The organism is Xanthomonas sp. NCPPB 3005 (assembly GCF_041228095.2).
Lineage (GTDB): Bacteria > Pseudomonadota > Gammaproteobacteria > Xanthomonadales > Xanthomonadaceae > Xanthomonas_A > Xanthomonas_A bonasiae.
The window spans coordinates 4,786,035-4,808,956 of record NZ_CP166096.2 but is presented as its reverse complement, the minus strand read 5'-3'; the positions used below and the strand labels follow the sequence as shown (position 1 = coordinate 4,808,956).

General features: G+C 69.9%; 19 protein-coding genes. 8 read left to right on the top strand and 11 right to left on the bottom strand.

Annotation, left to right across the window (positions count from 1 at the left end; all coding sequences use genetic code 11):
- Positions 1-20: 20 nt before the first annotated feature.
- Positions 21-857 carry an SAM-dependent methyltransferase gene (locus AB8810_RS20825; protein WP_206230281.1) on the bottom strand — a complete coding sequence of 279 codons (837 nt, stop codon included), beginning with the start codon at positions 855-857 and terminating at the stop codon, positions 21-23.
- A 312-nt stretch (positions 858-1,169) separates the two neighbouring features.
- Here AB8810_RS20825 and AB8810_RS20820 point away from each other — a divergent pair, with 312 nt between their 5' ends.
- The 3 genes from AB8810_RS20820 to AB8810_RS20810 all read left to right on the top strand — a co-directional run bounded on the left by AB8810_RS20820 (position 1,170) and on the right by AB8810_RS20810 (position 4,618).
- Positions 1,170-2,045 carry a DMT family transporter gene (locus AB8810_RS20820; protein WP_191826855.1) on the top strand — a complete coding sequence of 292 codons (876 nt, stop codon included), beginning with the start codon at positions 1,170-1,172 and terminating at the stop codon, positions 2,043-2,045.
- 124 nt (positions 2,046-2,169) lie between these two features.
- Positions 2,170-3,549, top strand: a complete 1,380-nt coding sequence (cycA, locus tag AB8810_RS20815) for a D-serine/D-alanine/glycine transporter (protein WP_369914739.1) — start codon at positions 2,170-2,172, stop codon at positions 3,547-3,549.
- A gap of 157 nt (positions 3,550-3,706) precedes the next feature.
- Positions 3,707-4,618: a CorA family divalent cation transporter gene (locus tag AB8810_RS20810; protein WP_369914738.1), complete on the top strand. Its 912-nt coding sequence runs from the start codon at positions 3,707-3,709 to the stop codon at positions 4,616-4,618.
- A 31-nt stretch (positions 4,619-4,649) separates the two neighbouring features.
- Here the strand turns inward: AB8810_RS20810 and AB8810_RS20805 are convergent, their stop codons facing one another.
- A complete protein-coding gene (locus AB8810_RS20805; RefSeq protein WP_179568948.1) occupies positions 4,650-5,009 on the bottom strand; it encodes a hypothetical protein in 360 nt (119 codons plus the stop codon).
- A gap of 301 nt (positions 5,010-5,310) precedes the next feature.
- On the opposite strand from AB8810_RS20805, the gene AB8810_RS20800 reads away from it, so the two are divergent.
- From AB8810_RS20800 to AB8810_RS20790, 3 genes are all read left to right on the top strand, one after another.
- The gene (locus AB8810_RS20800; protein ID WP_179569444.1) at positions 5,311-6,210 is read left to right on the top strand and encodes an AraC family transcriptional regulator; all 900 of its coding nucleotides are present in this window, start codon (positions 5,311-5,313) and stop codon (positions 6,208-6,210) included.
- 54 nt (positions 6,211-6,264) lie between these two features.
- Positions 6,265-6,816 (top strand): RNA 2'-phosphotransferase, encoded by a 552-nt coding sequence (locus tag AB8810_RS20795; protein ID WP_206230285.1) that lies wholly within the window; start codon positions 6,265-6,267, stop codon positions 6,814-6,816.
- Positions 6,817-6,894: 78 nt separating this feature from the next.
- On the top strand, positions 6,895-8,985 hold the full coding sequence (locus tag AB8810_RS20790) for a gluconolaconase (protein ID WP_369914737.1): 2,091 nt from the start codon (positions 6,895-6,897) through the stop codon (positions 8,983-8,985).
- Positions 8,986-9,265: 280 nt separating this feature from the next.
- On the opposite strand, the gene AB8810_RS20785 is transcribed toward AB8810_RS20790, so the two are convergent.
- Both AB8810_RS20785 and AB8810_RS20780 read right to left on the bottom strand, forming a co-directional pair.
- Complete coding sequence (locus AB8810_RS20785) at positions 9,266-9,736, bottom strand: DUF4410 domain-containing protein (RefSeq protein ID WP_191826876.1); 471 nt, start codon at positions 9,734-9,736, stop codon at positions 9,266-9,268.
- A 165-nt stretch (positions 9,737-9,901) separates the two neighbouring features.
- Positions 9,902-10,693 carry a transporter substrate-binding domain-containing protein gene (locus AB8810_RS20780; protein WP_191826859.1) on the bottom strand — a complete coding sequence of 264 codons (792 nt, stop codon included), beginning with the start codon at positions 10,691-10,693 and terminating at the stop codon, positions 9,902-9,904.
- Positions 10,694-10,984: 291 nt separating this feature from the next.
- Here AB8810_RS20780 and AB8810_RS20775 point away from each other — a divergent pair, with 291 nt between their 5' ends.
- Both AB8810_RS20775 and AB8810_RS20770 read left to right on the top strand, forming a co-directional pair.
- Positions 10,985-11,971 (top strand): hypothetical protein, encoded by a 987-nt coding sequence (locus tag AB8810_RS20775; protein WP_369914736.1) that lies wholly within the window; start codon positions 10,985-10,987, stop codon positions 11,969-11,971.
- Between the two features lie 436 nt (positions 11,972-12,407).
- A complete protein-coding gene (locus tag AB8810_RS20770) occupies positions 12,408-13,181 on the top strand; it encodes a lytic transglycosylase domain-containing protein (protein WP_369914734.1) in 774 nt (257 codons plus the stop codon).
- Positions 13,182-13,535: 354 nt separating this feature from the next.
- Here AB8810_RS20770 and AB8810_RS20765 read toward each other — a convergent pair whose 3' ends face one another.
- The 7 genes from AB8810_RS20765 to AB8810_RS20735 all read right to left on the bottom strand — a co-directional run bounded on the left by AB8810_RS20765 (position 13,536) and on the right by AB8810_RS20735 (position 22,830).
- Positions 13,536-14,231, bottom strand: coding sequence for an AIM24 family protein (locus tag AB8810_RS20765; protein WP_179568936.1), 696 nt, complete (start codon positions 14,229-14,231; stop codon positions 13,536-13,538).
- A 52-nt stretch (positions 14,232-14,283) separates the two neighbouring features.
- Positions 14,284-15,975, bottom strand: coding sequence for an alpha,alpha-trehalase TreA (treA, locus tag AB8810_RS20760; RefSeq protein WP_369914733.1), 1,692 nt, complete (start codon positions 15,973-15,975; stop codon positions 14,284-14,286).
- Positions 15,976-16,453: 478 nt separating this feature from the next.
- Complete coding sequence (locus AB8810_RS20755) at positions 16,454-17,236, bottom strand: DUF72 domain-containing protein (protein WP_179568932.1); 783 nt, start codon at positions 17,234-17,236, stop codon at positions 16,454-16,456.
- A gap of 96 nt (positions 17,237-17,332) precedes the next feature.
- The gene (locus AB8810_RS20750; RefSeq protein ID WP_369914732.1) at positions 17,333-17,806 is read right to left on the bottom strand and encodes an SMI1/KNR4 family protein; all 474 of its coding nucleotides are present in this window, start codon (positions 17,804-17,806) and stop codon (positions 17,333-17,335) included.
- Positions 17,799-18,113, bottom strand: a complete 315-nt coding sequence (locus AB8810_RS20745) for a hypothetical protein (RefSeq protein WP_369914731.1) — start codon at positions 18,111-18,113, stop codon at positions 17,799-17,801. The genes AB8810_RS20750 and AB8810_RS20745 overlap by 8 nt, the downstream gene beginning before the upstream one ends.
- Positions 18,114-18,145: 32 nt before the next feature.
- Positions 18,146-21,040 (bottom strand): M16 family metallopeptidase, encoded by a 2,895-nt coding sequence (locus tag AB8810_RS20740; RefSeq protein WP_369914730.1) that lies wholly within the window; start codon positions 21,038-21,040, stop codon positions 18,146-18,148.
- A gap of 338 nt (positions 21,041-21,378) precedes the next feature.
- Positions 21,379-22,830, bottom strand: coding sequence for a glycoside hydrolase family 5 protein (locus AB8810_RS20735; protein ID WP_179568924.1), 1,452 nt, complete (start codon positions 22,828-22,830; stop codon positions 21,379-21,381).
- Positions 22,831-22,922 lie beyond the last annotated feature (92 nt).

The window sequence follows — 22,922 nt, the reverse complement described above, 5'->3', positions numbered from 1 at the left end:
TACGATCGAGTCGAGACAGCCTAACGACGCGTCGCCAATACCCCGTCCAGCGCCAGGTCTGCGCGGAAGCCGGCCTTCTCCAGGCGTTTGGCCACCTCGCGCGGCACGTCGCGGCCGCTGGTCAGTTTGTTCGGGCTGCCGGTGTAGTGGAACAGCCGCCCGCCGCGACGCAGTACCCGCGCGAGCTGGTCGTAGAACGCCTGCGAGTACAGCTCGCCGGCGATGCCGAAGCGCGGCGGGTCGTGCAGCAGCGCATCCATCGAATCGCTGGCGATGGCGCCGATGGCCTGGCCGACGTCGGCGTGCGCCAGCTGCAGGCGCCCCTCGCTGGCGGCCGGATCCGGTGACCACGGATTGAGCGTGCGCAGCCACAGCACGTCGGCGTTCTTCTCGAACGAGTGCAGCTGCGCCACGCCGGCCTCCAGCGCGCAGGCGGCGAAATAGCCCAGCCCGCCGCAGGTGTCGAGCACCCGCTTGCCGCGCGGTTCGATCAGCGCGACCTTGCGCCGCGCGTCCTCGAACGGGGACAGCTGCGCGCTGGGCAGCATCTTGATGCCGTCGATCTCGAAGGTCGGCGCGCCCCATTCGGTCGGCACCAGCTTGATCAGCGCGCCGCCGAAGCGCGACACCGGCGCGAAGTCTTCGCCGTCCCAGTGGTAGATCGTGCGGTCCTTGAGCCTGGACGGATACGGATACGCCTGCCCGCGCCACTGCCAGCTGTCCGCGGCGAGCAGGGCCTGGCCCTCGCTGCGCTGCAGGTCCAGCGACCCGGTCCAGGTGGCGGCGCCGCCATCGCGTGCGGCAAGCAGCGCGTCGGCGAGCGGGCGGGTCAGCAGGGGGCCGGAGGACTGGGTCACGTCGAGGGAGGCGATGCGCCCGCGCGCGCTGCGCGAGGCCGGGTCGTCGAGATGGGGGAGGGCATCGTAACCGAGGCCCGGTGCGAAGTCCTGCGCTGGCGCGGCCGCGGCGTGCCAGGCCTGCGGTCGTCGGCATGCGTCGCACGGCAATCGTCGGCGACGGCGGAGCAGTCCGCACAGCGGCACCTGGCGCGCGCATGTGCTGGCTGCGGCGAACCGTCATGGTGGCCGTGGCGATGGCGACGCATAATGATGCCGTCCTCTCCCCTCAATGGCCGACGCCGCTCGCGGCGCCAGCGCCCAGGATCCGCGATGCTCAAAGGTGTGCTGCTCGGTTTCGCCTGCTATGCCGCCTATTCGATCAGCGATGCGTTCGTGAAGGGCCTGGAGGGCACGCTGCCGGCATACGAGGTGGTGTTCTTCGGCGCGTTGCTGATGCTCGCCGCGCTGCCGTTCCTGAAGAAGCGCGGCGACCGCTGGCGCGAGGTGGTGGTGGCGCAGCGGCCCAGCATCTGGCTGTTGCGCGCGTTCACCGGCGCGGTCGGCAATCTGTCGGCGGTCACCGCGTTCACGCTGTTGCCGATGGCCGAGGCGTTCGCGCTGATCTTCCTGATGCCGATCTTCGTCACCGTGCTGTCGGTGCTGCTGCTCAAGGAGGAGGTGCGCTGGCGGCGCTGGCTGGCGGTGATCGTCGGCTTCATCGGCGTGCTGATCGTGTTGCGGCCCGGCTTCCGGCACCTGGGCGAGGGCCATGTCGCGGCCATCGTCTGCGGCCTGGTCGGGGCGATCTCGGTGATCAGCCTGCGCATGGCCGGGCCGGGCGAGAAGCGCCTGACCCTGTACGGCGCCGGCGTGCTCGGCCCGTTGCTGATGGGCGCGCTGCTGATGCTGCCGACCTTCGTGTGGCCGACCTGGCAGCAATGGGTGCTGCTCGCCGGCTATGGCCTGCTCGCGGGGCTGGCGGCGATCTTCCTGATGTACGCGTCGCGGCTGGCCCCGGTCAGCGCGGTGGCGCCGACCCAGTACAGCCAGATGCTGTGGGCGATCGGCTTCGGCTACTGGCTGTTCCACGACCACCTGGACTGGCCGATGCTGGTCGGCATCGCGCTGATCCTGGGCGCAGGGCTGTTCACCCTTGTGCGCGAGGAAAAAGTCACGCAGTGGTGGCGCCGCACCAAGATCGTCTGAAGCGCCGGCGCCCGGGTGTGGCGCGCCTTGTGCCGATTTCCGCGCGCAACGCGGGCGCAGCGCTCTGGCGCGTGCGCGTCGCATCTTCTATGTTGTCGGATCGTCCCCGCCGATGGCCGCGCCCATGTCCGACCCGTCCGCCCAGCCCGACCATCTCAAGCGCAGCCTGTCCAACCGCCACCTGCAGCTGATCGCGATCGGCGGCGCCATCGGCACCGGCCTGTTCATGGGCTCGGGCAAGACCATCAGCCTGGCCGGGCCGTCGATCCTGTTCGTGTACCTGATCATCGGCGCGATGCTGTTCTTCGTGATGCGCGCGATGGGCGAACTGCTGCTGTCGAACCTGGAGTACAAGTCGTTCATCGACTTCTCCACCGACCTGCTCGGCCCGTGGGCCGGGTTCTTCTGCGGCTGGACCTATTGGTTCTGCTGGATCATCACCGCCATCGCCGACGTGATCGCGATCGCCGCGTACGCGCAGTTCTGGTTCCCCGGCCTGGCGCCGTGGATCCCGGCGATGCTGTGCGTGCTGTTGCTGCTGAGCCTGAACCTGGTGACGGTGAAGCTGTTCGGCGAAATGGAATTCTGGTTCGCGCTGATCAAGATCGTGGCCATCTGCGCGTTGATCCTCACCGGCGCCGGGCTGGTGGCCTGGGGCTTCCAGTCGCCGTCCGGGCACGTGGCGGCGCTGGCCAATCTGTGGAACGACGGCGGCATGTTCCCGATGGGCATCGGCGGCTTCTTCGCCGGTTTCCAGATCGCGGTGTTCGCCTTCGTCGGCATCGAGCTGGTCGGCACCACCGCCGCCGAGACCGCCGACCCGCAGCGCAACCTGCCCAAGGCGATCAATTCGATCCCGGTGCGGATCCTGGTGTTCTACGTGCTGGCGCTGATCGCGATCATGGCGGTGACGCCGTGGCGCGAGGTGGTGCCGGGCAAGAGCCCGTTCGTGGAGCTGTTCGTGCTGGCCGGGGTGCCGGCCGCGGCTAGCCTGATCAACTTCGTGGTGCTGACCTCGGCCACCTCGTCGGCCAACAGCGGCATCTTCTCCACCAGCCGCATGCTCTACGGCCTGGCCGAGGAGCGACATGCGCCGCGCGGTTTCGCCCGGCTGTCGCGCGCGGCGGTGCCGGCGCGCGGCCTGCTGTTCTCCTGCGCCTGCCTGCTCGGCGGCACGCTGCTGGTGTACCTGATTCCGAACCTGGTCACCGCCTTCACCCTGGTCACCACGCTGGCCGCGGTGCTGTTCATGTTCGTCTGGTCGCTGATCCTGTGCGCGTACATCGCCTACCGGCGCAAGCGCCCGCAGCTGCATGCGGCCTCGGCGTTCAAGATGCCTGGCGGCGTGGTCATGTGCTACGTGTGCCTGGCGTTCTTCGCCTTCGTGCTGGCGCTGCTGACGCTGCAGGACGACACCCGGCAGGCGTTGCTGGCCAGCCCGGCCTGGTTCCTGCTGCTGGGCATCGGCTATGCGTTGAAGCGCCGCGGTGGCGGGCGCGCCTGAGCGGCAGCGGCGTGGCGAGGGCCGGCCGTAGCGCGGCGATGGCGCTGTTCGGCGCGATGGCGCGGCGTTGGCCGCCGCACCGCGTGCCTGCGCCGTTGACGTTCGCTTCAGCCGCGGCGGAGGATGCTCGCGCCCTCCCGCCATCAAGCCGATCCCGATGATCACGATCCACCGCATTGCCGGAACCTCCGCGCAACCGTTCTGCTGGGTGGATCTGTGCCAGCCCAGCCGCGAGGAACTCGCCGAAGCCGACCGGCAGGTGGGGTTCGCCTTGCCCACGCGGGCGGCGATCGGCGAGATCGAGTTCAGCAGCCGGGTGCGCATCGAGGGCGATGTGCTGTTCCTCAACGTGCCGCGCTTCCAGGACGACGACGGCCCGACCGCGCCGCTGGGCTTCGCGCTGTCGCCGCAGATGCTGGTGACCCAGCGCGAGCAGCGCATGGACTCGCTGGAAGCGGTGGCTGCGCAACTGGAAAAGAACCCGTGCCGGACCAGCGACGATCTGCTGCTGCGCCTGCTCGATCAGGTGGTCGGCCGCCTGGCGGACCGGCTGGAAGCGTTGGAGGCGGAGATCACCGAGACCACGCGCGCTGTCTTCGACGAACCCTACAAATCGCGCGACATGGAGCGGATGCTGCGCCAGGTCGGCGGCATGGGTCGGCGGCTCGGCGGCATGCACAACGCCGGGCAGGGCCTGTTGCGCCTGGCCACCTACCTGGACGGTGCCGCGCCGGACTGGTTCGGCGCCGATGCGGCCAAGCGGATCGGCCTGCTGCACAAGGACCTGGTCACCCTGGGCGAGTTCGAGCAGCACCTGGACGACCGCGTCGAGTTCCTGCTCGACAGCGTGCTGGGCATGATCAACATGGACCAGAACAACGTGATGAAGGTGATGGCGGTGGCGTCGGTGGTGGGCATTCCGCCGACGGTGCTGGTCGGCATCTGGGGCATGAACTTCGCGCACATGCCCGAACTCAAGTGGCACGACGCCTATTACTGGGCGCTGGGCGTGATCGCGCTGAGCGTGGTGCTGCCGCTGGCGTGGTTCCGCCGCCGCGGCTGGGTGTGAGCGCGGCGGCGGGTGCAGGCGCTCGCGCTGCCTAGGCGGCGAGGCTGTCCGCCTCGGTTTCCGCCTCGCTGTCGTCGCGCTCCTCGCCGCTGACGTGCTGCACCGGCGCGATGTCCCAGGACACCGTGTCCGGATCGATCAGTGCATGGATCGCCGCGCCTTGCAGTTCGCGCATCAGCCGCCGCGCCGAGGCGGTGCCGTGCGCCACGCTGTCCCACAGCAGCATGTCGACCACGGTGCCGTCGCGGCGCCGCGCGATGCGCCGCGAGCGGAAGCCGGGTTGGCGTTGCAGCCAGGCATCGACCTCGGCGTTGGCGCGCAGGAAGGTGCGCCAGGTGCAGTCCTGCAGGCGGAAGGTGGTGATTTCCAGGGCTTCGCTATGCGCTTGCATCGGCTCAGCCCTGCGCTTTGCGCGGCGCGGCGCAGTGTGGGAAAAGCGGGCGGCAGGGCACGGCGGCGGCGATCGGCGCACAGGTGGGGGAGGAGGGGAGCAGGATGGGCATGGGAGCACTCCGGTAGACGCGACGGGGGATCCGGCCTGAACAGAATGCGAGCGCGGCGCCGTGCCGCGTTATCGCGATCCCGCGGAATTCTTGTCCGATCCTGCAAACCGTGCCGCGGCGGCGAACGCGCCGTCGCAGCATCAGGCAAGCTGTCTGTCCCTGGATTGCCCGCCACCGCGCCCGACGCCGATGACCGCGCTCGCCGACCGCTATCAAGAAATCGCCGCACTCATTGCCCGATTGGCCGTCCCCGACGGCGACGGCGATACCGCCATCGACGGCTTGTTCTGTTCCTACCGCACCGCGCCCTCGCCAAAGGCACACACCGCGCAGTGGCCCTGCTTCGCCCTGGTGGTGCAGGGCGAGAAGTGCCTGAGCCTGGGCACGGAGGAATACCGCTACGCGGCCGGCACCTATCTGCTGGTGGCGCTGGACCTGCCGGTGGTATCGCGCATCACCCAGGCCAGCCCGGAGCAGCCATTGCTGGGCTTGGCCATGGCGATCCGCCCGGACCGGCTGCGCGACCTGCTCGAACGCATTCCGCTGCCGGCGCAGGCCAGCGCCGATTGCGTGCGCGGCGTGTCGGTCAACACCGCCAGCGCGGCGTTGCTGGATGCGACGCTGCGCATGCTCCGGCTGCTGGAACAGCCCGACGACATCGCCGCGATGGCGCCGCTGATCGAGCAGGAAATCCTGTATCGCCTGCTGACCGGACCGTGCGGCCCGAACCTGCTGCGCATCGCGCAGGAGGACAGCCCCAGCAACCGTATCGCCAAGGCGATCGCGTGGTTGCGCCAGCACTATGCCGAACCGATACGGATCGAAGACCTGGCGCGACAGGTGAACATGAGCGCGTCTTCGCTGCATCACCATTTCAACGCAGTGACCTCGATGACCCCGCTGCAATACCAGAAGCAGCTGCGCCTGCGCGAGGCGCGGCGGCTGATGGTGGTGGAGCGGATGGACGTGGGTTCGGCCGGCTATCGGGTCGGCTATCAGAGCCCGTCGCAGTTCAGCCGCGAATACAGCCGCCTGTACGGCCGTTCGCCGCGCAACGACCTGGCCGAACAGCTCGGCCTGAGTGGCTGATCGCGCCGACGTGGTCTATCGTGCCCGGCCCGAGTGCATGCCGAGGCCGCTGCGATGGAAGGTTCCGACGAGACCGCGAGCAAGTTCCTGAGCTGGGTGCTGCGGCACCAGCCGCAGGCGATCGGACTGCAGCTCGATGCGCAGGGCTGGGCATCGATCGACGCACTGCTGCGGCTGGCGCAGCCCACGCATCCGTTGACCCCCGCGCAACTGCAGCGGGTGGTGGCGGACAGCGACAAGCAGCGTTTCGCGATCAGCGCCGATGGCCTGCGCATCCGCGCCAACCAGGGGCATTCGCTGCCGGTGGACCTGGGCCTTGCATCCGTGGAACCGCCGCCGCAGCTGTACCACGGCACGGCGACCCGCTTTTTGGACGCGATCCGCCGCGATGGATTGCTGCCGGGCCAGCGCCAGCACGTGCACCTGTCGGTGTCGGCGGACACGGCGTTGCAGGTCGGGCAGCGCTATGGACGGGCCGTGTTGCTGACGGTGCGCGCGCAGGCCATGGCCGAGGCCGGGCATGCGTTCCATCGCGCCGACAACGGCGTCTGGCTGACCGCGCAGGTGCCGGTGGCGTTCATCGATTTCGCAGGCGCGCTCGCTTAGGGAGGCCGCCAGCACGCGCGCTTCCCTGCGCCGCGCGCTTTGTCTAAGGTGCCTGACCATTCGTCGCGCGGGCAGGATATGAGAAAGACCGGGGTGTGGCTGCTGTTGCTGGCGCTGGTATCGCTCGCGTTGTTCGCTTGGTGGCGAAGCGAACGTCCGCACAGCGCGGCGCGCACCAGCGCACCGGCGCCGACGTTGTTGGGTTGGCTGGCGCAGCTGCAGTGGGTGGCCGGCGACGGCGTGCGCGGCCTGGCCGATGGCGCCGCGGGACGCGCACGCTTCGCCGATCCCTACGGCATCGTGGTCGATGCGCACGGCGTGCTGTACGTGGCCGATGCCGGCGACAACAACCGCATTCGCCGCATCGCCCGCGACGGCACGGTCGCCACCGTTGCCGGCGGCGCCGAAGGCTTCGCCGACGGCATCGCCAGTGCGGCGCGCTTCGCCACGCCATCGGGCATCGCCGTGGACGCGGCGGGCACGCTGTACATCGCCGATACCGGCAACCATGCGATCCGCAAGCTCAGCGCGCAGGGCGTGGTGACGACGCTGGCCGGCGACGGCACGGCCGGCTTCCGCGATGGCCCGGCCGCGCAGGCGCGCTTCAACGGCCCGATGGGCGTGGCGGTGGATGCGCAGGGGCGCGTCTACGTCGCCGACACCTACAACGACCGCATCCGCGTGATCGAGCGCGACGGCCAGGTGCGCACGCTCGCCGGCGGCGATCGCCCCGGCTATGCCGATGGCATCGGCGCCGAAGCGCGCTTCGATACGCCGACCGACCTGAAGGTGGATCGCGCCGGCGTGCTGTGGATCGCCGACCTGCGCAACGACGCGATCCGCCAGCTGCTGCCGGACGGGCGGGTGGTCACCCTGGCCGGCGCCAGCGAGGCGTCGCCGCTATCTCGGCCGCTGAGCCTGGGGCTGACCTTCGATGGCCACGGCTACGTCGGCAGCGACGACGGCCGCGTGTTGCAGGTCACCTCGACCGGACACGTGCTGGTGCTGTCCGGCGAGCGCAGCGACACCCGCCTGGCGCGTCCGGCCGGCGTGACCGTGGCCGCGGACGGCGCGGTCTATGTCACCGATGCGGGCAGCGCGCGGGTGCACCGGTTGCTGCCGACCACGCCGCAGGCCGCTGCCGCTGCCGCGCCCGTGGTGATCGGACCGGCCGCCGCACAGCCGCTGCCGGCCACCCACGGCCGCTGGCCGCTGCGTCCGCAGGATGGCTGGCACGAAGTGGTCGGCACGCTCGGCGAGGTGCGCGGCAACTACCAGGGCGAGCGCCGCGACCATCTGCATGCGGGCCTGGATATCCGTGGCGACGTCGGGCAGACGGTCTACGCCATCGCCGATGCCAAGGTCGCCAGCCCCAGCGCGACCTGGGCGCTGGGCAAACTCGGCGAAGGCATGGCGCTGGACCAGCTCGGCTACATCCACATGCGTGTGGGCCGCACCGCACAGGGCGCGCCGCTGGATCCGCATCGCTTCCATCTGCTCGCCGACGAGAACGGCGCGCCGGAACGGGTGCGCGTGCTGCGCGGCACCCGCTTCGCCGCCGGCGACGCGCTGGGCACGATCAACGCGATGGCGCATGTGCACCTGAGCGTGGGCGCCAGCGGCTTCGAACGCAATGCGGTGCTGCTCGGTTTCCGCGACTACGCCGATCACTACCCGCCGCATATCCAGCGCATCGAGCTGTTCGACGGCAACGGCCAGGCGCTGCCGGCGACGCAAGGACGGGTACGGGTGGCGCGCGGCAACGGCGGCGTGCAGATCGTGGTGGAGGCCTGGGACCAGGTGGATCGCAACCTGCCGCGCCGGCGCCTTGGCCTGTATGCGCTGGGCTACGAGGTGCTGGATGCGCAAGGCCGGCCGCTGCCCGGTGCCGCGCCGGCGCAGCCGGGCATCCGGTTCGACCGCATGCCCGCCGATGCCGATGCGGTGAAGGTGGCGTACGCGGCCGACAGCGGCATCACCGTGCACGGCAGCGCCACGACCCGCTTCCGCTACGTGGTGACCAACACCGTGCGCGACGGCCGCATTGCCGAAGGGCGATGGCAGCCGAGCGCACTGCCCGCGGGCGACTATCTGATCCGCATCACCGCAAGCGACTACAGCGGCAACCAGGCCATTGCGAATCGCGACCTGCGGGTGACGCTGGAGTAGGCGCAGGGCACCGCGGCGAGATGCGCGCGCGACACGTTGAGCCATCTGCAGAGGCGCGTTCCGGAGCCGATGCTCTTGTCGATCTGCAGGCATGCGCCCTTTTTGTGGGAGCGACTTCCGTCGCGACGGGCGTTACCGATAAAGCCCGTCGCGACTGAAGTCGCTCCCACAACGCTGCGTCACCTTCGAATACCCGTGTGGGGCGTGTTCTGGCACAGTCATCGCGCGCGGAGAACGCCAGTTGCGTCCTCCGCACAACGGCGATCGCCAGCGCACCTGCCTACTGCAGCTGCTTGAGCCGTTCGACGATTTCTTCGGCGTGGCGGCCGACCAGGCCTTCGGACGTGCCCCAGGCGCTGGTATTGGTCGACTCGACATCGAAACGCGCAGCGGTCTTGCCATCTGCGCCCGCGACCTCGACCTTGCTCTTGATCTTGTCGCGCCCGGCCATGATGCCGGCCCAGAAACGCGCACCGTTGCTGCGCATGTAGTAATGGTCGATGGTGATCGTCATCTTGCGCGCGTCGGCACTGCCCTCGGCACCGCGCAGATGCGCCGCGTCCAGTTTTTCGTCGAGCTGGCGCTGGAACATGCCCAGGCTTTCGGCATCGGTGTCTTCGTTGCCTTTGACCTGGTACCAGTAGGTTTCCGGCGCCGCGGCCTTGTAGCTCTGGCGCACCACGCTATTGGTCGAGCACCCGGCCACCAGCATCACGCTCGCCAGCGCGAGCGCGCTCCATCCGTTCTTCATGATTGTCCCCTTGTCGATGTCCCTTTCTGCCGGAGCGATCGCCGCCGGCGTCGGCAGCATAGCGCCTTGCCGGCGGGATCGCGAAGGGCCGCCGGGCGCTCTCCGCATGCACCGCCGGCGCCATGCACTGCGGCGACTGGCGACTGGCTGCCTGCGATGCGGGCGCTAGTCCGCCGCATCTCCCAACCACGGCGCCTGTGCCTTGCGGTACTCGCCGCTGGCCTTGCTCAGGTGCAGCCACTGGTCCACGTAGGCCTTCCAGGCCATGTCGTCGCGCGGCAGCAGGAACGCCTTTTCGCTGTACTGCAGCGGCTGTTGCGGATTCACCGCGCACAGGCCGGGCATGCGGCGCTGCTGGAAGCGCGCTTCGGAAGCATCGGTGATCATCACGTCGGCGCGGCCTTCGAGCAGTTCGCGGAAGATCGCGGTGTTGTCGTCGGACAGGGTCAGCCGCGCCTGCGGCAGTTCGCGGCGGGCGAAGGCTTCATTGGTGCCGCCGCGCGGTTCGATCACCCGCACCTCGGCGCGATCGATCTGCGCGATGTCGCGATAGCGCTGCTGGTCGGCGCAGCGCACCAGCGGGATCTTGCCGTCCACGTCGAGCACGGCGCTGAACCAGGCGTGGCGCTGCCGCTGCAGCGACACCGAGATGCCGCCGACGGCGATGTCGCAGCGATCGGCGAGCAGGTCCGGCAGCAGCGTCGCCCAGCGCGTGGGGACCCAGGTCACCGGCACCTCCAGGCTGGCCGCGAGCGATTGCGCCAGGGCGATGTCGATGCCTTCGTAGCCGCCGTCCGCACGCAGCAGGCTGTAGGGCAGGTAGTCGCCGGTGGTGCACACGCGCAGCGTGCCGCGCTGCGCGATGCTGTCCAGGTGCGACGGCGCGGCAGTGGCCGGGAGCGCCGCGGCGGCACTCAGCAGGCAGGCGCTTAGCCAGCGAATCGTTGCGTGCTTCATGGCAGACGGGTTTTCACGACGGGGCGTTCTCCAAACCAGGGGGGCGACGCGCGTTGGCTGTACGCCGGCTGTCGCCGTAGCGGCGCCGGCCACCTTAGCCGGTTTCCTCGCGACACGGCGCAGCGTCAAGCGTGGCGGGGGTTTTGCACCCGCAGTCCGGCGGCGGGTGGCAGCGCATGACGGCGTTGGACGCCGATTGACACGTTGCGGCACAGGAACTCACGGCACCATAGCGGAGTCCGGAGACAATCCTCCGGTGGACGCATACCTCGCTATGGAATCTCGATCGTCGTGACGTCTGCGCCTGCGGAAGACCGGCTGCTGCACCTGGGCGCGGCCGCCACCACCTTGCTGATCCTGCTGTTGCTCGGCCGCCTGCTGTTGATCGCGCCGGCGGCGACGCCGCCGCGCGTCCACGACGCGATGCGGCTGGTGTTCGTGCCGCGCCCGGAACCGGTTGCCGCGCCGCCACCGTCACCGCAGGCCGCCCAGTCCGCGCCGCATGCCGCGGCACGGCGCGCGCCGGCCACCGCGCGCGCGGCGCAAGCGCCGCTGCCGCCCCCGACCCGCACGGCCGCCCCCGTGGCCACGCAGGCCGCGCCGATGAGCGCCACGCTGTACACCCGCGACGGCAGCGCGCGGTTGCCGGACGGCGTGGCGGTGGATCCGTTCGCCGAGGCGCAAGGCACCCCGCCGGGCACCACCAATCCGCGCGACCTGGCCAAGGCCAAGCGCCTGCTCGAGCGTCCGAACCCGATCGACTACCGGCCCACCCGCTTCGACAAGGATTGGGCCACCAGCGGCACCCTGGGCGACGTGGCGATGCAGGGCATCGGCGATGCGATGAAGAAGATGCTGCCCAAGAGCACCCACCAGTCGGCGGTGGCGCGGCCGCCGCCGGACGTGCGCTTTAACCCGGCGCTGCACGAGCGCCCGGGCGACCTCGGCAGCGAGGCCACCGGCGATGCCTACAAGGCCGCGCCGATCGCGTTGGAAAAGGCGCCCGGCCTGGACGGCGAAGCCAGCCGCCGCATCCGCAAGGCGATCGGCGAACTGGAGCAGCGCCGCGCGGCCTGCCCGGCGGCGCAGCGCAGCCGCCTGCTGCAGCCGGTGCTGGACAACCTGGACGAACTGCAGCGCGTGGAAAAGGCCATGGCCCACGGCGCCGACCCGATCCTGGCGCAGCAGACCCTGCCGCGCGCCGCCGACAGCGCCTACGACCTGGCGCGGCGCGCGCTGTGGTATGCCGACCAGAAACTAGCGGCGTGCGCGCCGTAGCGGTGGCGCTTTCCCGGCTGCGTGCCGTTGTAGGAACGGCTTCAGCCGCGACAAGCGACGTGGCCGGCTATCCGGGCTCGGAAGCAGTCGGGACTGAAGTCCCTCCCACAGCGCACCCGGCCGGCGCGCCGCAAGTCTCTCCTGTAGGAGCGGCTTCGGCCGCGACAAACGGAGTGGTCTGGCTATCCGATCTCGGAAGCGGCCGGGACTGAGGTCCCCCCACAGTGCACCCGGCCGGCTCGCCGCAAGTCTCCTGTGGGAGCGACTTCAGTCGCGACGAGCGGAGCCTGAACTGCGGCGGCGTCGGCAACATGTCGCGGCTGAAGCCGCTCCTACACGGCGCGCGTCAGAAAGCGCCGTCCGCCCGGTCCTCACCTGCGCCGACGCCCGGTGCGCGATGATGCGCGCCCGCCTTCGCCCGTTCCGTCAGCCGCCCATGCCCTGTTCCCGACCGCTGCTGGTCCTGCTGCTGTCGTGCTGCGTCGTCGCCGGCGCGCAGGCGCGCACGGTGTACCGCTGCGTGCGCGACGGCACGGTCAGCCTGGCGACCGCGCCGGAGCCGGGCTCCAAATGCACGCCGAAGGAGCTCGACGACGCCGCGATCGCCACGCCCAACCTGTGGGGCAGCATGGGCGTGTTCAGCGGCACCCTGTACGAGCGCGAGCAGGACGGACGCCTGGTGTATTCCACGCGCAATCTGCCCGGGTCGCGCCCGTACCTGCGCTTCACCGCGGTCACTCCGCCGGGCGAGGCGGCGCATCCGGGACTGGGCAAGGTCGGCGCGCCGCAGTTGAACATGCACGCAAAGCAATTCCGCGCCGCGGCGCGCGCCACCGGGGTGGACGACCCGTGGCTGCGCGCGATCGCGCACGCCGAAAGCGGCTTCGACGCGGCGGCGGTGTCGCCCAAGGGCGCACAGGGCGTGATGCAGCTGATGCCCGAAGTGGCGAAGGAATACGGCGTGGCCGATCCGTTCGCCGCCGACCAGTCGATCGCCGGCGGCGCGCGCTACATGCAGTCGCTGCTGCGCCGCTACCAGGGCGACCGCACGCTCGCCGCGGCCGCCTACAACGCCGGCATCGGCACCGTGGCGCGCTATCGCGGCGTGCCGCCGTATGCGGAAACCCGCGACTACATCGACAAGGTGATGGCGCTCTATCAACGCTACCGCGAAGCGATGGGAATCAAGACGGAAACGCCGGCGCAGTAGCGCGGGTTCCCACGTAAGGCTTGCAGGTCGCGTGGTCGCGCGCTTTCCCGCCGACGCACGCACGATCGAACCTGGCATCCGCATACATGCCGCCACGGTGCGTCCGCGCAGCGCGCGGCAGCGCAGGGAGCATGGTGCACCGACCCGGCGGCTATGCGCGGCATCCGGCCATTCCATCGGCAAGCCAGGCTGACCGTGTGTGCCAGCCCTCAGCGCCTGGCCTGCAGCGCACTTCGTCGTACGGCTGCACCATTCCCGGCGATCGCCTGCGAAACGCAACTGCATGCTCTCGCCGCCGCCGCGGTCAGGCAGCGCGTCCAGGCTGACGCAGGCGCTGGTCTCCGGCGCCCGGGCTCAGCTCTTCGCCTGCAGCGCCACTTCCTCGTACGGCTGCACCACTACCCAGCCTTCGCCGGCGAAGCGCAGCTGGATGCTCTCGCCGGAGCCGCGCCCGAGCAGCGTGCCCAGGCTGACGTCGGCGACGATCTCCGGGGTCAGCCCGCCGGACCAGGCCACGGTGGCGTTGGGGTCGGTGAACACCGGGCCGCTCTGCGCGTTGACCGGCAGCGTCAGCGGTTCGTAGTGCGAGGTGATGGCGACGATGCCGTGGCCGCTCAGGCGCACGTTGAACAGGCCGCCGGAGAGCATGCCGGCGACCTTGCGCATCATGGTGATCTGGCTGTCGATGCCGGCCTCGATGGCGAGCACGTCGTTGCCGTTGACGAAGATCGACTCGCCGGCCAGGCGCAGCAGGGTGATCTTCTTGCCGGCGTCGGCCAGATAGACGCGGCCCTGGCCCTCGATCTTCATCAGCTGCATGCCTTCGCCGCTGACCGCCTTCTTCAGCAGGTTGCCCAGGCCCTGTTCCAGCAGGCCCTGGCGGGTGAACTTGACCGCGCCCTTGCGCGCGACCATGGCCCCGGCCTTGGCCCAGACCAGGCCGTCCAGGCGCACTTCCAGCAGGTGCGGGCTTTCCAGTTCGAACGCGTCCGCGGAGGCGTCCTTCTCGCGCGAGGCCGACAGGAATTCGGCCAGGGTACGTACGCTCATCTTCGATCCTTGGGTCTGGGCAAGGATCGCAGCATACCCGCCGGCCGGCGCCTCAGGGCGTGGCCGGCTCCGGCTGCCGCGCCTGCTGCGCGGCCGGCGTCAGCGCTGGGGCGGGCGCCTGCTTGGCGTACAGGTCCAGCAACAGCAGGGTCACGCCGTTGGTCCAGCCGAAGCCGTCCTGCAGCGCGTATTCGCCGCCGCCGCCGCCCTGCGCCTTGGCGTCGACGCCGTACTTCTCCACCAGCTTGTGCTGCTGCGCGAACAGCGCCTGCACCCGCGCCAGGAAGCGGCTGCCGATGCGCTGCGCCAGCGCGTCCTGGCCGTAGCGGCGCAGGCCGTCCACCGCGATCCATTGCAGCGGCGCCCAGCCGTTGGGCTCGTCCCATTGCTGGCCGGTATGCAGGCGGGTGGTGGCCAGGCCGCCGGGACGCAGCAGCTGCGCCTGCACGGTGTCGGCGCTGCGCTTGGCGCGCGCCGGCGAGGCGATGCCGACGAACAGCGGATACAGCGCCGCGGCGGTGACCTGGTCGCGCAGCCGGCGCTGCTGCCAGTCGTAGTCGGCGTAGTAGCCGGCATCGCTCCACAGGTGCTTGTCCATCGCGGTCTTGCGCGCGCTGGCCAGGGCCGCGTAGTCGGTGTCGCAGCCGGCCGCGCCCGGGTTCTTGGCGCAGGCCAGGGCCAGGGTGGTTTCGAGGTGGTAGAGCAGGCTGTTGAGATCGACCGGGACGATGGCGGTGGTGCGGATCGTGGCCAGGGTCTTGCGGTCGCCCAGCCAGCGGCTGGAATAGTCCCAGCCGCTCTCGGCGCCGGCGCGCAGGTCGCGGTAGACCTCGGCGGCCGGGCGGTCCTTGGCCTCGGCGGCGGTGCGCACGTCGTGCAGCCAGGCTTCCGGGCGCGGCGTGTCGCGCGCGTCCCAGTAGCGGTTGAGCAGGCTGCCGTCGGCCAGCCGCACCACGTGCGCCTGCGCGCTGCCCGGCGCCAGCGTCTGCGCGCCCTGCATCCAGTACGCGTATTCCTTCTGCAGCTGCGGCAGGTAGCGCGCATAGGCGGCGTCGCCTTCCACCTTGGCCTGCAGCTGCACCATGTGCGAGAAGAACGGCGGCTGCGAGCGGCTCAGGTAGTAGCTGCGGTTGCCGTTGGGGATGTGCCCGTAGGTGTCGATCAGGTAGGCGAAGTTGTCCAGCATCTGCCGGCTGCGTTCGCGCTCGCCGCTCTCGACCAGGCCGAGCATGGTGAAGTACGAATCCCAGTAGTAGACCTCGCGGAAGCGCCCGCCCGGCACCACGTAGGGCTGCGGCAGCGACAGCAGGCTGCTGTGCGCCGGCACGTCCACCTGGCGCCGCACCAGCAGCGGCCACAGCGCGTCGATGTGCTCGCGCAGGCCGGTGTCCTGGCGGATCGCCTCGGTCTGCACCGGGCCGGATTCCTCGAAGTTGGCGGCGACGAAGCGGCGCAGGTCGAAGTCCGGCTGCTGGCGCTGGGCCAGGTAGTCGGCGTTGATCAGGGCCGGGTCGCGCAGCGGCAGCGCATCGACGAAGTGCTTCTGGTCGTCGAACAGTTCCTGCTGCTGCACCGCCTGGAACAGTTCGGGGTAGGCCAGGTCCGGGGTCAGCGGCGCGGGTGCCGGCGCGGTCTGCATCGCGGTCGGCGCGGGCTGCGCCGAGGCGGTGTCGTAGTTGCCCAGCAGCAGGCCCAGCGACAGGCTCAGCAGCGGCGTGCAACAGGGAGGAGCGGCATGGCTCATCTCGGGTCCAGAGCAGGATGCGTGCGGCATGGTAAACGACCGAAGGAGGAGGCGGGTGACTGGCGGCTGTGGCGGCCGCGCGCTGGCGAAACCCGGAAGCGCGGGGCGGTCCGGCCGAGGCGCGACGCGATCGGCCGATCTGGCGATATCGGCCATGCGCCGGTGGGCTTGAATCGGAGTGCGTTGCGGAGACATGCCGGAGGCGATGCAAGAGCGGGGCCAATCGGGCGCCGCCGCCCGCGGGCTTGGCGCCGCCGCTGCGGGCCGGACGGCGCGGTGCGTCGATGTTGGCCGCTGGCCCGAGTCTGCGGACCTGGCGCACGAAAGCGGAGCGCCTTGCATCGGCGGCAGCCGGGTGCCGACACGGTGTGTCGCGGCTGAAGCCGCTCCTACAGGGGCGGCGAGCGAGTGTCCGGTTCCTGCCGCAGCAGGGCGGGCCCTTGTCCCGCAAACGGCGGGCCCCGGCGGGGCGTGGCGGTCAGCCGGCGGTGCCGGCGCCGAGCGCGCGCAGTTGCGCCTGCAGCGTGGCGGCGTTGGCGAGGGCGTGGCCGAGCGCGGTGTTGTCGAAGATCACCCAGGCTTCGTCCGTGTGCGGCGTGGCGGCGGCGACGCGCTCGGCCAGGCCGCGCAGCGTGTCGTCGGCGTAGTCGCTGTAGTAGACGCGCGGCGCGCCGTGCCAGCGCCAGTAGGCCGGGGCCGCGGTGCCGGTGGGTTGCGCGGCGCTGGCGTTCAGCGCCGGATCGGCGGCGACGCGGGCGATGCGGTGGCGCTGCCACAAGGCCTCGGCGCGCGCGCTGAACCAGCTGGCGTGGCGCGGTTCGCAGGCGATGCCGCCGTGCCAGCGGCGCCGCAGCATGGCGAAGAAGGTGGCGGCGGTGCGCGCATCGAAGGCCAGGCTCGGCGGCAGTTGCACCAGCAGGCAGCCGAGCCTGTCGCCGAGGTGGCCGGCTTCGTCGAGGAAGGTTTGCAACAGTGGCCCCACGCCGGACAGGCGCGCGTCGTGGGTGATGGTGCGCGGCAGCTTGGCCGAAAAGCGGAAGTCCGCCGGCACGCTGTCGGCCCAGCGCTGGTAGGTGGCGGGACGGTGGGCGCGGTAGAAGGTGGAGTTGATCTCGACCGCATCGAAGCGGGTCGCATAGCGTTGCAGCTGGCTGGCGCCGTCGCCGACCAGCGCGCGCTGGGTGCTGGCGATCGACCAGCCGGCGCAGCCGACGCGGATGCGCGGAGCGGGATTGGCGATGCGTGGCGGAGCGGTCGGCATCGAACGGGTAGCGGCGGGAAGGATGTCCGGGATAGCAAGCGCTGCGGCCAGGTGCCGTGAAGGGCATTGCTTGCCATGCTCGTTTTGCTGCCCGGTTCATTCCTCGTCCGCATCCTCCTCGTCGATCAGCCCTTGGACGAACTGAAGGAAATCCGGGCAGACAGGCCTTTCGGCGTTGGCCTGGTTTTGCTCCGGGCTGAGGTCGCTGTCGAAGGTGTCGGTGGTGAAATAGCGGACGGCTCCCGTGTCCAGATCCAGACAAAAGAAGTTGCCGCCGCAGTCGTTCGCGAACGGCAGCAGGCGTGCGGGCAGAACCTGTTTCTGCAGCATCAACCGGTAGGTGGACAGCAGCGTGTAGTCGCAATGCGCAATCGGTTTAAACGTGGCGACCTCGATCGGCTCGTAACCATCTTCGCCGACCCAATACGCTCGCTCAGGCATGCCGCCGTTGTACTTGAGGTAATGCTCCCTGAAGGGAGTCGGCAGCTTTCTGCCAATCACCGATTCCAGGTGATCCAGGTCCGCTGGGGTGATGGCCGCTTCGCCATCCGAGAATGTGTTTTCAAGCATCGCGATCTCCGATCGGCAGCAGCGTCCAGGAGGCGAGTCTACTTCTGCGAGGATGCTCGGTCAGCCAGCTTTTTCCGGAAACAGGAAGGAACGGCTCGCGGCCGTCGTCCTGACCTTGCACTGCTTGGATGTCGAGCGACCGATGCGTGCAGCGCGCAACGATGGCTGCAATCGGCAGCGCGCTTGCGCGCGTGCCTCTAATGCGAGACTGGGGATCGGGCAGCGTATGCACCACTGCGCGCGCGTCGCCACGCCAAGGCGTTCCGGCGTCGCGGGCGATCCGCCCGTACGCCGCCTTGCCACGCATGGCCGGGACCTCCCGGCCATGCGCGTGTTGCCTTACTGCTTGCCGGCGGCCTTGGCCTTCGCCTTGACCGGCTGGCCGTCGCTGTCCAGCACCTGCACCTCGCCCAGCTTCAGCGCGCGTACCGGCGCCTCGATCTGCTTGAGGTCGCCGACGATCACCCAGGTCATCGCCTGCGGCGCGACGATTTCCTTGATCGCCGCTTCCGCCGCGGTCTGGTCGATGCCTTCCAGGCGCGTCTTCAGGGTCTGCACGTAGTCGTCCGGACGCCCGTACTGGACGATGCTCTCGACCGCGCCCAGCACTGCGCCGGTGGTCTCGAAGCTGCCCGGCAGGGCGCGGATGCGCTGGTTCTTGATCTTGGCGATCTCGTCGGCGGTCAGCGGCTTGTCGCCGACCACGGCCTTGGCTTCCTTCAGGATCTCCGCGGCCGATTCGGCGGTCTTGTCGGTCTGCACCGGGGCGAAGAACAGGAACGGGCGCTGGCCCTGCGCATCCAGCATGAAGCTGTTGGCGCCGTAGGCCCAGCGCTTGTCCTCGCGCAGGTTCATGTTCAACCGCGAGGTGAAGGTGCCGCCGAAGGCGCCGTTGGCCACGCCGATGGCGAGGTTGTTCGGCGCCTTGGTCGACGGCGCCAGCAGGCCGGCCAGGATCAGCGACTGCGGCGCGTCGGCGCGGTTGATCAGGAACACGCGCGGCTTGGGCTGTGCGGCGACCTGCGACAGGGTCTTGCTCGGGCGCGTGGCCGCCGGCGGCTGCCAGTCGCCGAACGCCGCGTCCAGCTGCGGGATGATCTGCGCCAGGGTGGTGTCACCGGCGACCAGGATGCGCAGGTTGTCCGGGCGCAGCCAGCTGTTCTGGAACGCGGTCAGGTCGCTGGCGCTCAGGCTCTTGATCGCCGTTTCGGTGCCGCTGCCGGTGAGCGGCACGCCGTAGGGATGCTGCGGGCCGTACAGCAGCGGCGGCAGGGTGCGCAGCGCCAGGCCCTGCGGCTGGGTCTTCTCCTGCGCGATGGAGGCCAGCCACTGGCCGCGGATGCGTTCGATGTCCTCGGCCTTGAACGCCGGGTTGCGCACGATGTCGGCGAACAGCGCCAGCGACGGTGCCAGCTGGTCGTTGAGCGCGTCGAGCGAGGCGGCGCAGCTGTCCAGCTCGCACGCCACGCTGGTGATCGCGCCCAGGCGCTGGCGGCGCTGCGCCACTTCCACCGAATCCAGGCTGCGGGTGCTCTCGTTCATCAGCGCCGCGGTGAAGTTGGCGGTGCCGAGCTTGCCGCCCTGGTCGGCCGCGTAGCCGGCGTCGAACAGCAGTTCGACCTGGGTCACCGGGATGGTGTGGCGTTCGGCCAACACCACTTCGATGCCGTTCTTGAGCTTGCCGCGCTGCAGCTGCGGGAAGCTCAGGCTCGGGAACTGGGTGGTCTCCGGGATGCCGGCGGCGCGATCGACCTGGTTCTTGCCGACGCTGTAGCTGGCCTTGGCCGGCAGCGTGGGCGCGGGCTTGCCGTCGGCCGCGGGCAGCGGCTTGACCGCCTTGTCCTCGGCCACCGGGTCGAAGCCGTCGCCGGCCGGCAGCACGGTCAGCAGGTAGTCGCCCTTGCCGAACCAGGTGTCGGCGGCCTTGCGCACGCTGGCCGCGGTGGCCGCCTGCGCGCGCTCCAGGTCGTGCTTGTAGGCGCCCGGATCCTTGCGATAGACCTGGCCCTCGGCCAGGATCGCGGCCTTGCCGGTGAAGCCGCCGACTTTCTCCAGGCCGCGCACGAAGCCGGCGCGGTAGTTGACCTGGGCGCGCTGCAGTTCGTCGGCGCTCGGGCCTTCGGCCAGGAATTTCTTCAGTTCGTCGGCGATGGCGGCCTCGACCTTGGCCGGGTCCACGCCGTCCTTCACGTCGGCAGTGATCTGCAGCTGGCTGGCCAGCGCGAACGGCTGGATGCTGGCCGAGACGTCGTCCACCAGGTTGTCGCGGTACACCAGGCGCTGGTACAGGCGGCTGGTCTTGCCGCCGCCGAGCACGGTGGTGGCCAGGTCCAGCTGCACGGCGTCGTCGCTGCCCAGCTGCGGCGCCACCCAGGTGCGGTAGATGCGCGGCTGCGCGACATGGTCGTGCTGCACGCCGCGGGTCTGCCTGGCCAGCGGGGTGATCCACGGCTGCTGGCGCGGCACCGGCTTGCCGGCGGGGATGTCGCCGAAGTACTGCTCGGCCTTGGCCTTGGCCTGGGCCACGGTGATGTCGCCGGCCAGCACCAGGGTGGTGTTGGCGGCGCCGTAGTTGTCGTGGAACCACTGCTTGACGTCGTCCAGCGAGGCCGCGTCGAGGTCGGCCATCGAGCCGATGGTGTCGTGCTGGTACGGATGGTTGGCCGGGAAGATGTTGGCCAGGATGTTCTCGTCCACGCGCCCGTACGGGCGGTTCTCGCCCTGGCGCTTTTCGTTCTGCACCACGCCGCGCTGGGTATCCAGTTCCTTCTGCCCGATCGCGCCGAGCAGGTGGCCCATGCGGTCCGATTCCATCCACAGCGCCATGTCCAGCGCGGTGGTCGGCACGGTCTCGAAGTAGTTGGTGCGGTCGAACCAGGTGGTGCCGTTCATGTCGGTGGCGCCGACCTTCTCGAACGGCTGGAAATAGGTGCCCTTGTGGTTTTCCGAGCCGGAGAACATCAGGTGCTCGAACAGGTGGGCGAAGCCGGTCTTGCCGGCCGGCTCGTCGCCGGAGCCGATGTGGTACCAGATGCTCACCGCCACCACCGGCGCCTTGTGGTCTTCGTGCACCACCACGGTCAGGCCGTTGGGCAGGGTGAAGCGGGTGTAGGCGATCTCCGGCACGGTGGCCTTGGCCGCCAGTGCCGGCGGCGCGGCGCTGGCCGGTGCGATGGCGGCGCCGACGCCAAGGGTGAGGATGCTGGAGATCAACAACGACAAGGGTCGAAGCATGGGGCCGGGCCTGATGAGGAGAATGGGCCAGCATAGTGGGCGCACGCCGGGCTCGGAACGTGACTTATGGCACAGCGGCGGCGGCCAAGACGCGTTCTCCCGCTTGCCTTGCCGAGCGTCTGGAACCGGGAGCGAGGTCGGTGGCGGTGGACTTGCCGAGCGAGCCCGTCGCGGGCGATCGTCCGGCGCGACCCCGACGCACTCCCGCACCTGGCGTGGTCATCGAAAGCGCGGCGAGCGCGCTGCGTCGCCGCAAATGCGAACGGCAGCGTCGTGGGACGCTGCCGTTCGCATTGTCACCGCGCAGGTGTGCGCGGCGGCGCTTTCATTGCACGCGGTCAGCGCGCGGCGCAGAAGCCGAATTCGGCGGTGGCGCCGGGCGCCAGGGTCTTGTTCCAGTCCACGCCGGATGCCTTGAGCGTGCTGCCGGACTGCGACCAGGTGGCATTCCACAGGTTGTTGACGGTGCCGCCGATCGACAGGCTGACCGCCCAGTTGCCGCTCGCGCTGCCGGTGTTGGTCACCTGCACGCGGTGGCAATAGCCGGCGTTCCAGTCGCTGTCGACGATGGTCTTGGTGCTGAAGCTGGCGCTGCCCGGGGTCGGCGTGGGCGTGGGCGTGGGCGTCGGCGTTGGAGTAGGCGTCGGCGTCGGTGCGGGCGTGGTGCTGCTGGAATCGCCCCACAGTTTCTTCAGCAGGGTGACCTTGTCGGTGCGCACCGAGGACCAGTCGTCGTTGAGGATGCCGCCGGTGTCGCCGCTGTTCGGATTCCACGACCAGTAGAAGCCGCTGTGGATGCCCTTGCCGATCAGGTAGTCGACCAGCGCGTTCTGCCACTTCACGTCCAGCGCATTGCCCTGGCCGTACTTGCCGCCGAACTCGCCGAGCAGCAGCGCGTGGCCGGACTGCACGAACTGGCCGAAGTGCTGCTCCCAGATCGCCGGCATGTTGGCCGGGAAATTGGAGGCGCTGAAGTAGGACTGCATGAACACGTCCGGGCCGTACACGTGCGGCGCCAGCAGCAGGCGGTTGGCCGGGATGTTCAACGCGGTGCAGGCCAGCGGCTCCAGGTTGCCGCCCCAGAAGTGGCCGCCGCTGCTGGAGCAGTTGCCGTTCTCGCCGATGCCTTCGACCACGATCAGCCATTTCGGCGCCACCTTCAGCACCGCTGCCGAGGCACGCTCGGCAGCCTTGTTCCAGTCGGTGGCGGCGTTGCCGCTGCCCCAGGTGGCGGCGCCGTGCGGCTCGTTCTTCAGGTCCAGGCCGATCACGCCCGGCACGCTTGCGTAGCGCTTGGCGACGAAGGTCAGGTCGGCGAGCCATTGCTGCTCGCTGTAGGAGGAGGTGTACCACAGCTCGGAAATCGCGTTGCAGTCCGGCGTGTGGTGATCGAGCAGCACGTACATGCCGCGGCTGCTGAGTTCGTTGATCACCTTGTCCATCACCTGCAACGCGCTCAGGCCCTGCAGGTCCGGATTGAGGCCGTAGTCGATGCTGCTCGGCGCGGTGCCGTTCAAGGTCTGCGGGCAGAACGGCAGGCGCACGGCGTTGAAGCCCAGGCCCTGCATCTGCGTGATCATGTCCTTCCAGTTGCGCGCCCACAGGCCGTGCACGCTGTGCACGTTGGTCTCGAAGCCGAACCAGTTGACGCCGCGCAGCTGCACGGGATTGCCGCTGTCGTCCACCACCTTGCCGCCGTTGATGGCGTAGCTCCAGGCCGAACCGCTGGCCGCCAATAGCGCCGCGGCCAGCAGGCAGCGGGTGATGCGGGATTTTTTCGACGTCGACATCTCTCTGGTTCTCCGAAAACGGCCGGTCCAAGACGGAACGGCCAAAGGTGGGGGCGCCGGCGGGGCGCATGGCGGCCATCATCGGGAGCCGA

What these genes read in the sequence shown, in the direction of transcription:
- AB8810_RS20785 (WP_191826876.1), bottom strand. Translation starts at nt 9,736, where the DNA reads ATGAAGAACGGATGGAGCGCGCTCGCGCTGGCGAGCGTGATGCTGGTG.
- cycA (WP_369914739.1), top strand. Translation starts at nt 2,170, where the DNA reads ATGTCCGACCCGTCCGCCCAGCCCGACCATCTCAAGCGCAGCCTGTCC.
- AB8810_RS20805 (WP_179568948.1), bottom strand. Translation starts at nt 5,009, where the DNA reads ATGCAAGCGCATAGCGAAGCCCTGGAAATCACCACCTTCCGCCTGCAG.
- AB8810_RS20755 (WP_179568932.1), bottom strand. Translation starts at nt 17,236, where the DNA reads ATGCCGACCGCTCCGCCACGCATCGCCAATCCCGCTCCGCGCATCCGC.
- AB8810_RS20740 (WP_369914730.1), bottom strand. Translation starts at nt 21,040, where the DNA reads ATGCTTCGACCCTTGTCGTTGTTGATCTCCAGCATCCTCACCCTTGGC.
- AB8810_RS20820 (WP_191826855.1), top strand. Translation starts at nt 1,170, where the DNA reads ATGCTCAAAGGTGTGCTGCTCGGTTTCGCCTGCTATGCCGCCTATTCG.
- AB8810_RS20745 (WP_369914731.1), bottom strand. Translation starts at nt 18,113, where the DNA reads ATGCGTGGCAAGGCGGCGTACGGGCGGATCGCCCGCGACGCCGGAACG.
- AB8810_RS20790 (WP_369914737.1), top strand. Translation starts at nt 6,895, where the DNA reads ATGAGAAAGACCGGGGTGTGGCTGCTGTTGCTGGCGCTGGTATCGCTC.
- AB8810_RS20795 (WP_206230285.1), top strand. Translation starts at nt 6,265, where the DNA reads ATGGAAGGTTCCGACGAGACCGCGAGCAAGTTCCTGAGCTGGGTGCTG.
- AB8810_RS20750 (WP_369914732.1), bottom strand. Translation starts at nt 17,806, where the DNA reads ATGCTTGAAAACACATTCTCGGATGGCGAAGCGGCCATCACCCCAGCG.
- treA (WP_369914733.1), bottom strand. Translation starts at nt 15,975, where the DNA reads ATGAGCCATGCCGCTCCTCCCTGTTGCACGCCGCTGCTGAGCCTGTCG.
- AB8810_RS20810 (WP_369914738.1), top strand. Translation starts at nt 3,707, where the DNA reads ATGATCACGATCCACCGCATTGCCGGAACCTCCGCGCAACCGTTCTGC.
- AB8810_RS20735 (WP_179568924.1), bottom strand. Translation starts at nt 22,830, where the DNA reads ATGTCGACGTCGAAAAAATCCCGCATCACCCGCTGCCTGCTGGCCGCG.
- AB8810_RS20800 (WP_179569444.1), top strand. Translation starts at nt 5,311, where the DNA reads ATGACCGCGCTCGCCGACCGCTATCAAGAAATCGCCGCACTCATTGCC.
- AB8810_RS20780 (WP_191826859.1), bottom strand. Translation starts at nt 10,693, where the DNA reads ATGAAGCACGCAACGATTCGCTGGCTAAGCGCCTGCCTGCTGAGTGCC.
- AB8810_RS20770 (WP_369914734.1), top strand. Translation starts at nt 12,408, where the DNA reads ATGCCCTGTTCCCGACCGCTGCTGGTCCTGCTGCTGTCGTGCTGCGTC.
- AB8810_RS20765 (WP_179568936.1), bottom strand. Translation starts at nt 14,231, where the DNA reads ATGAGCGTACGTACCCTGGCCGAATTCCTGTCGGCCTCGCGCGAGAAG.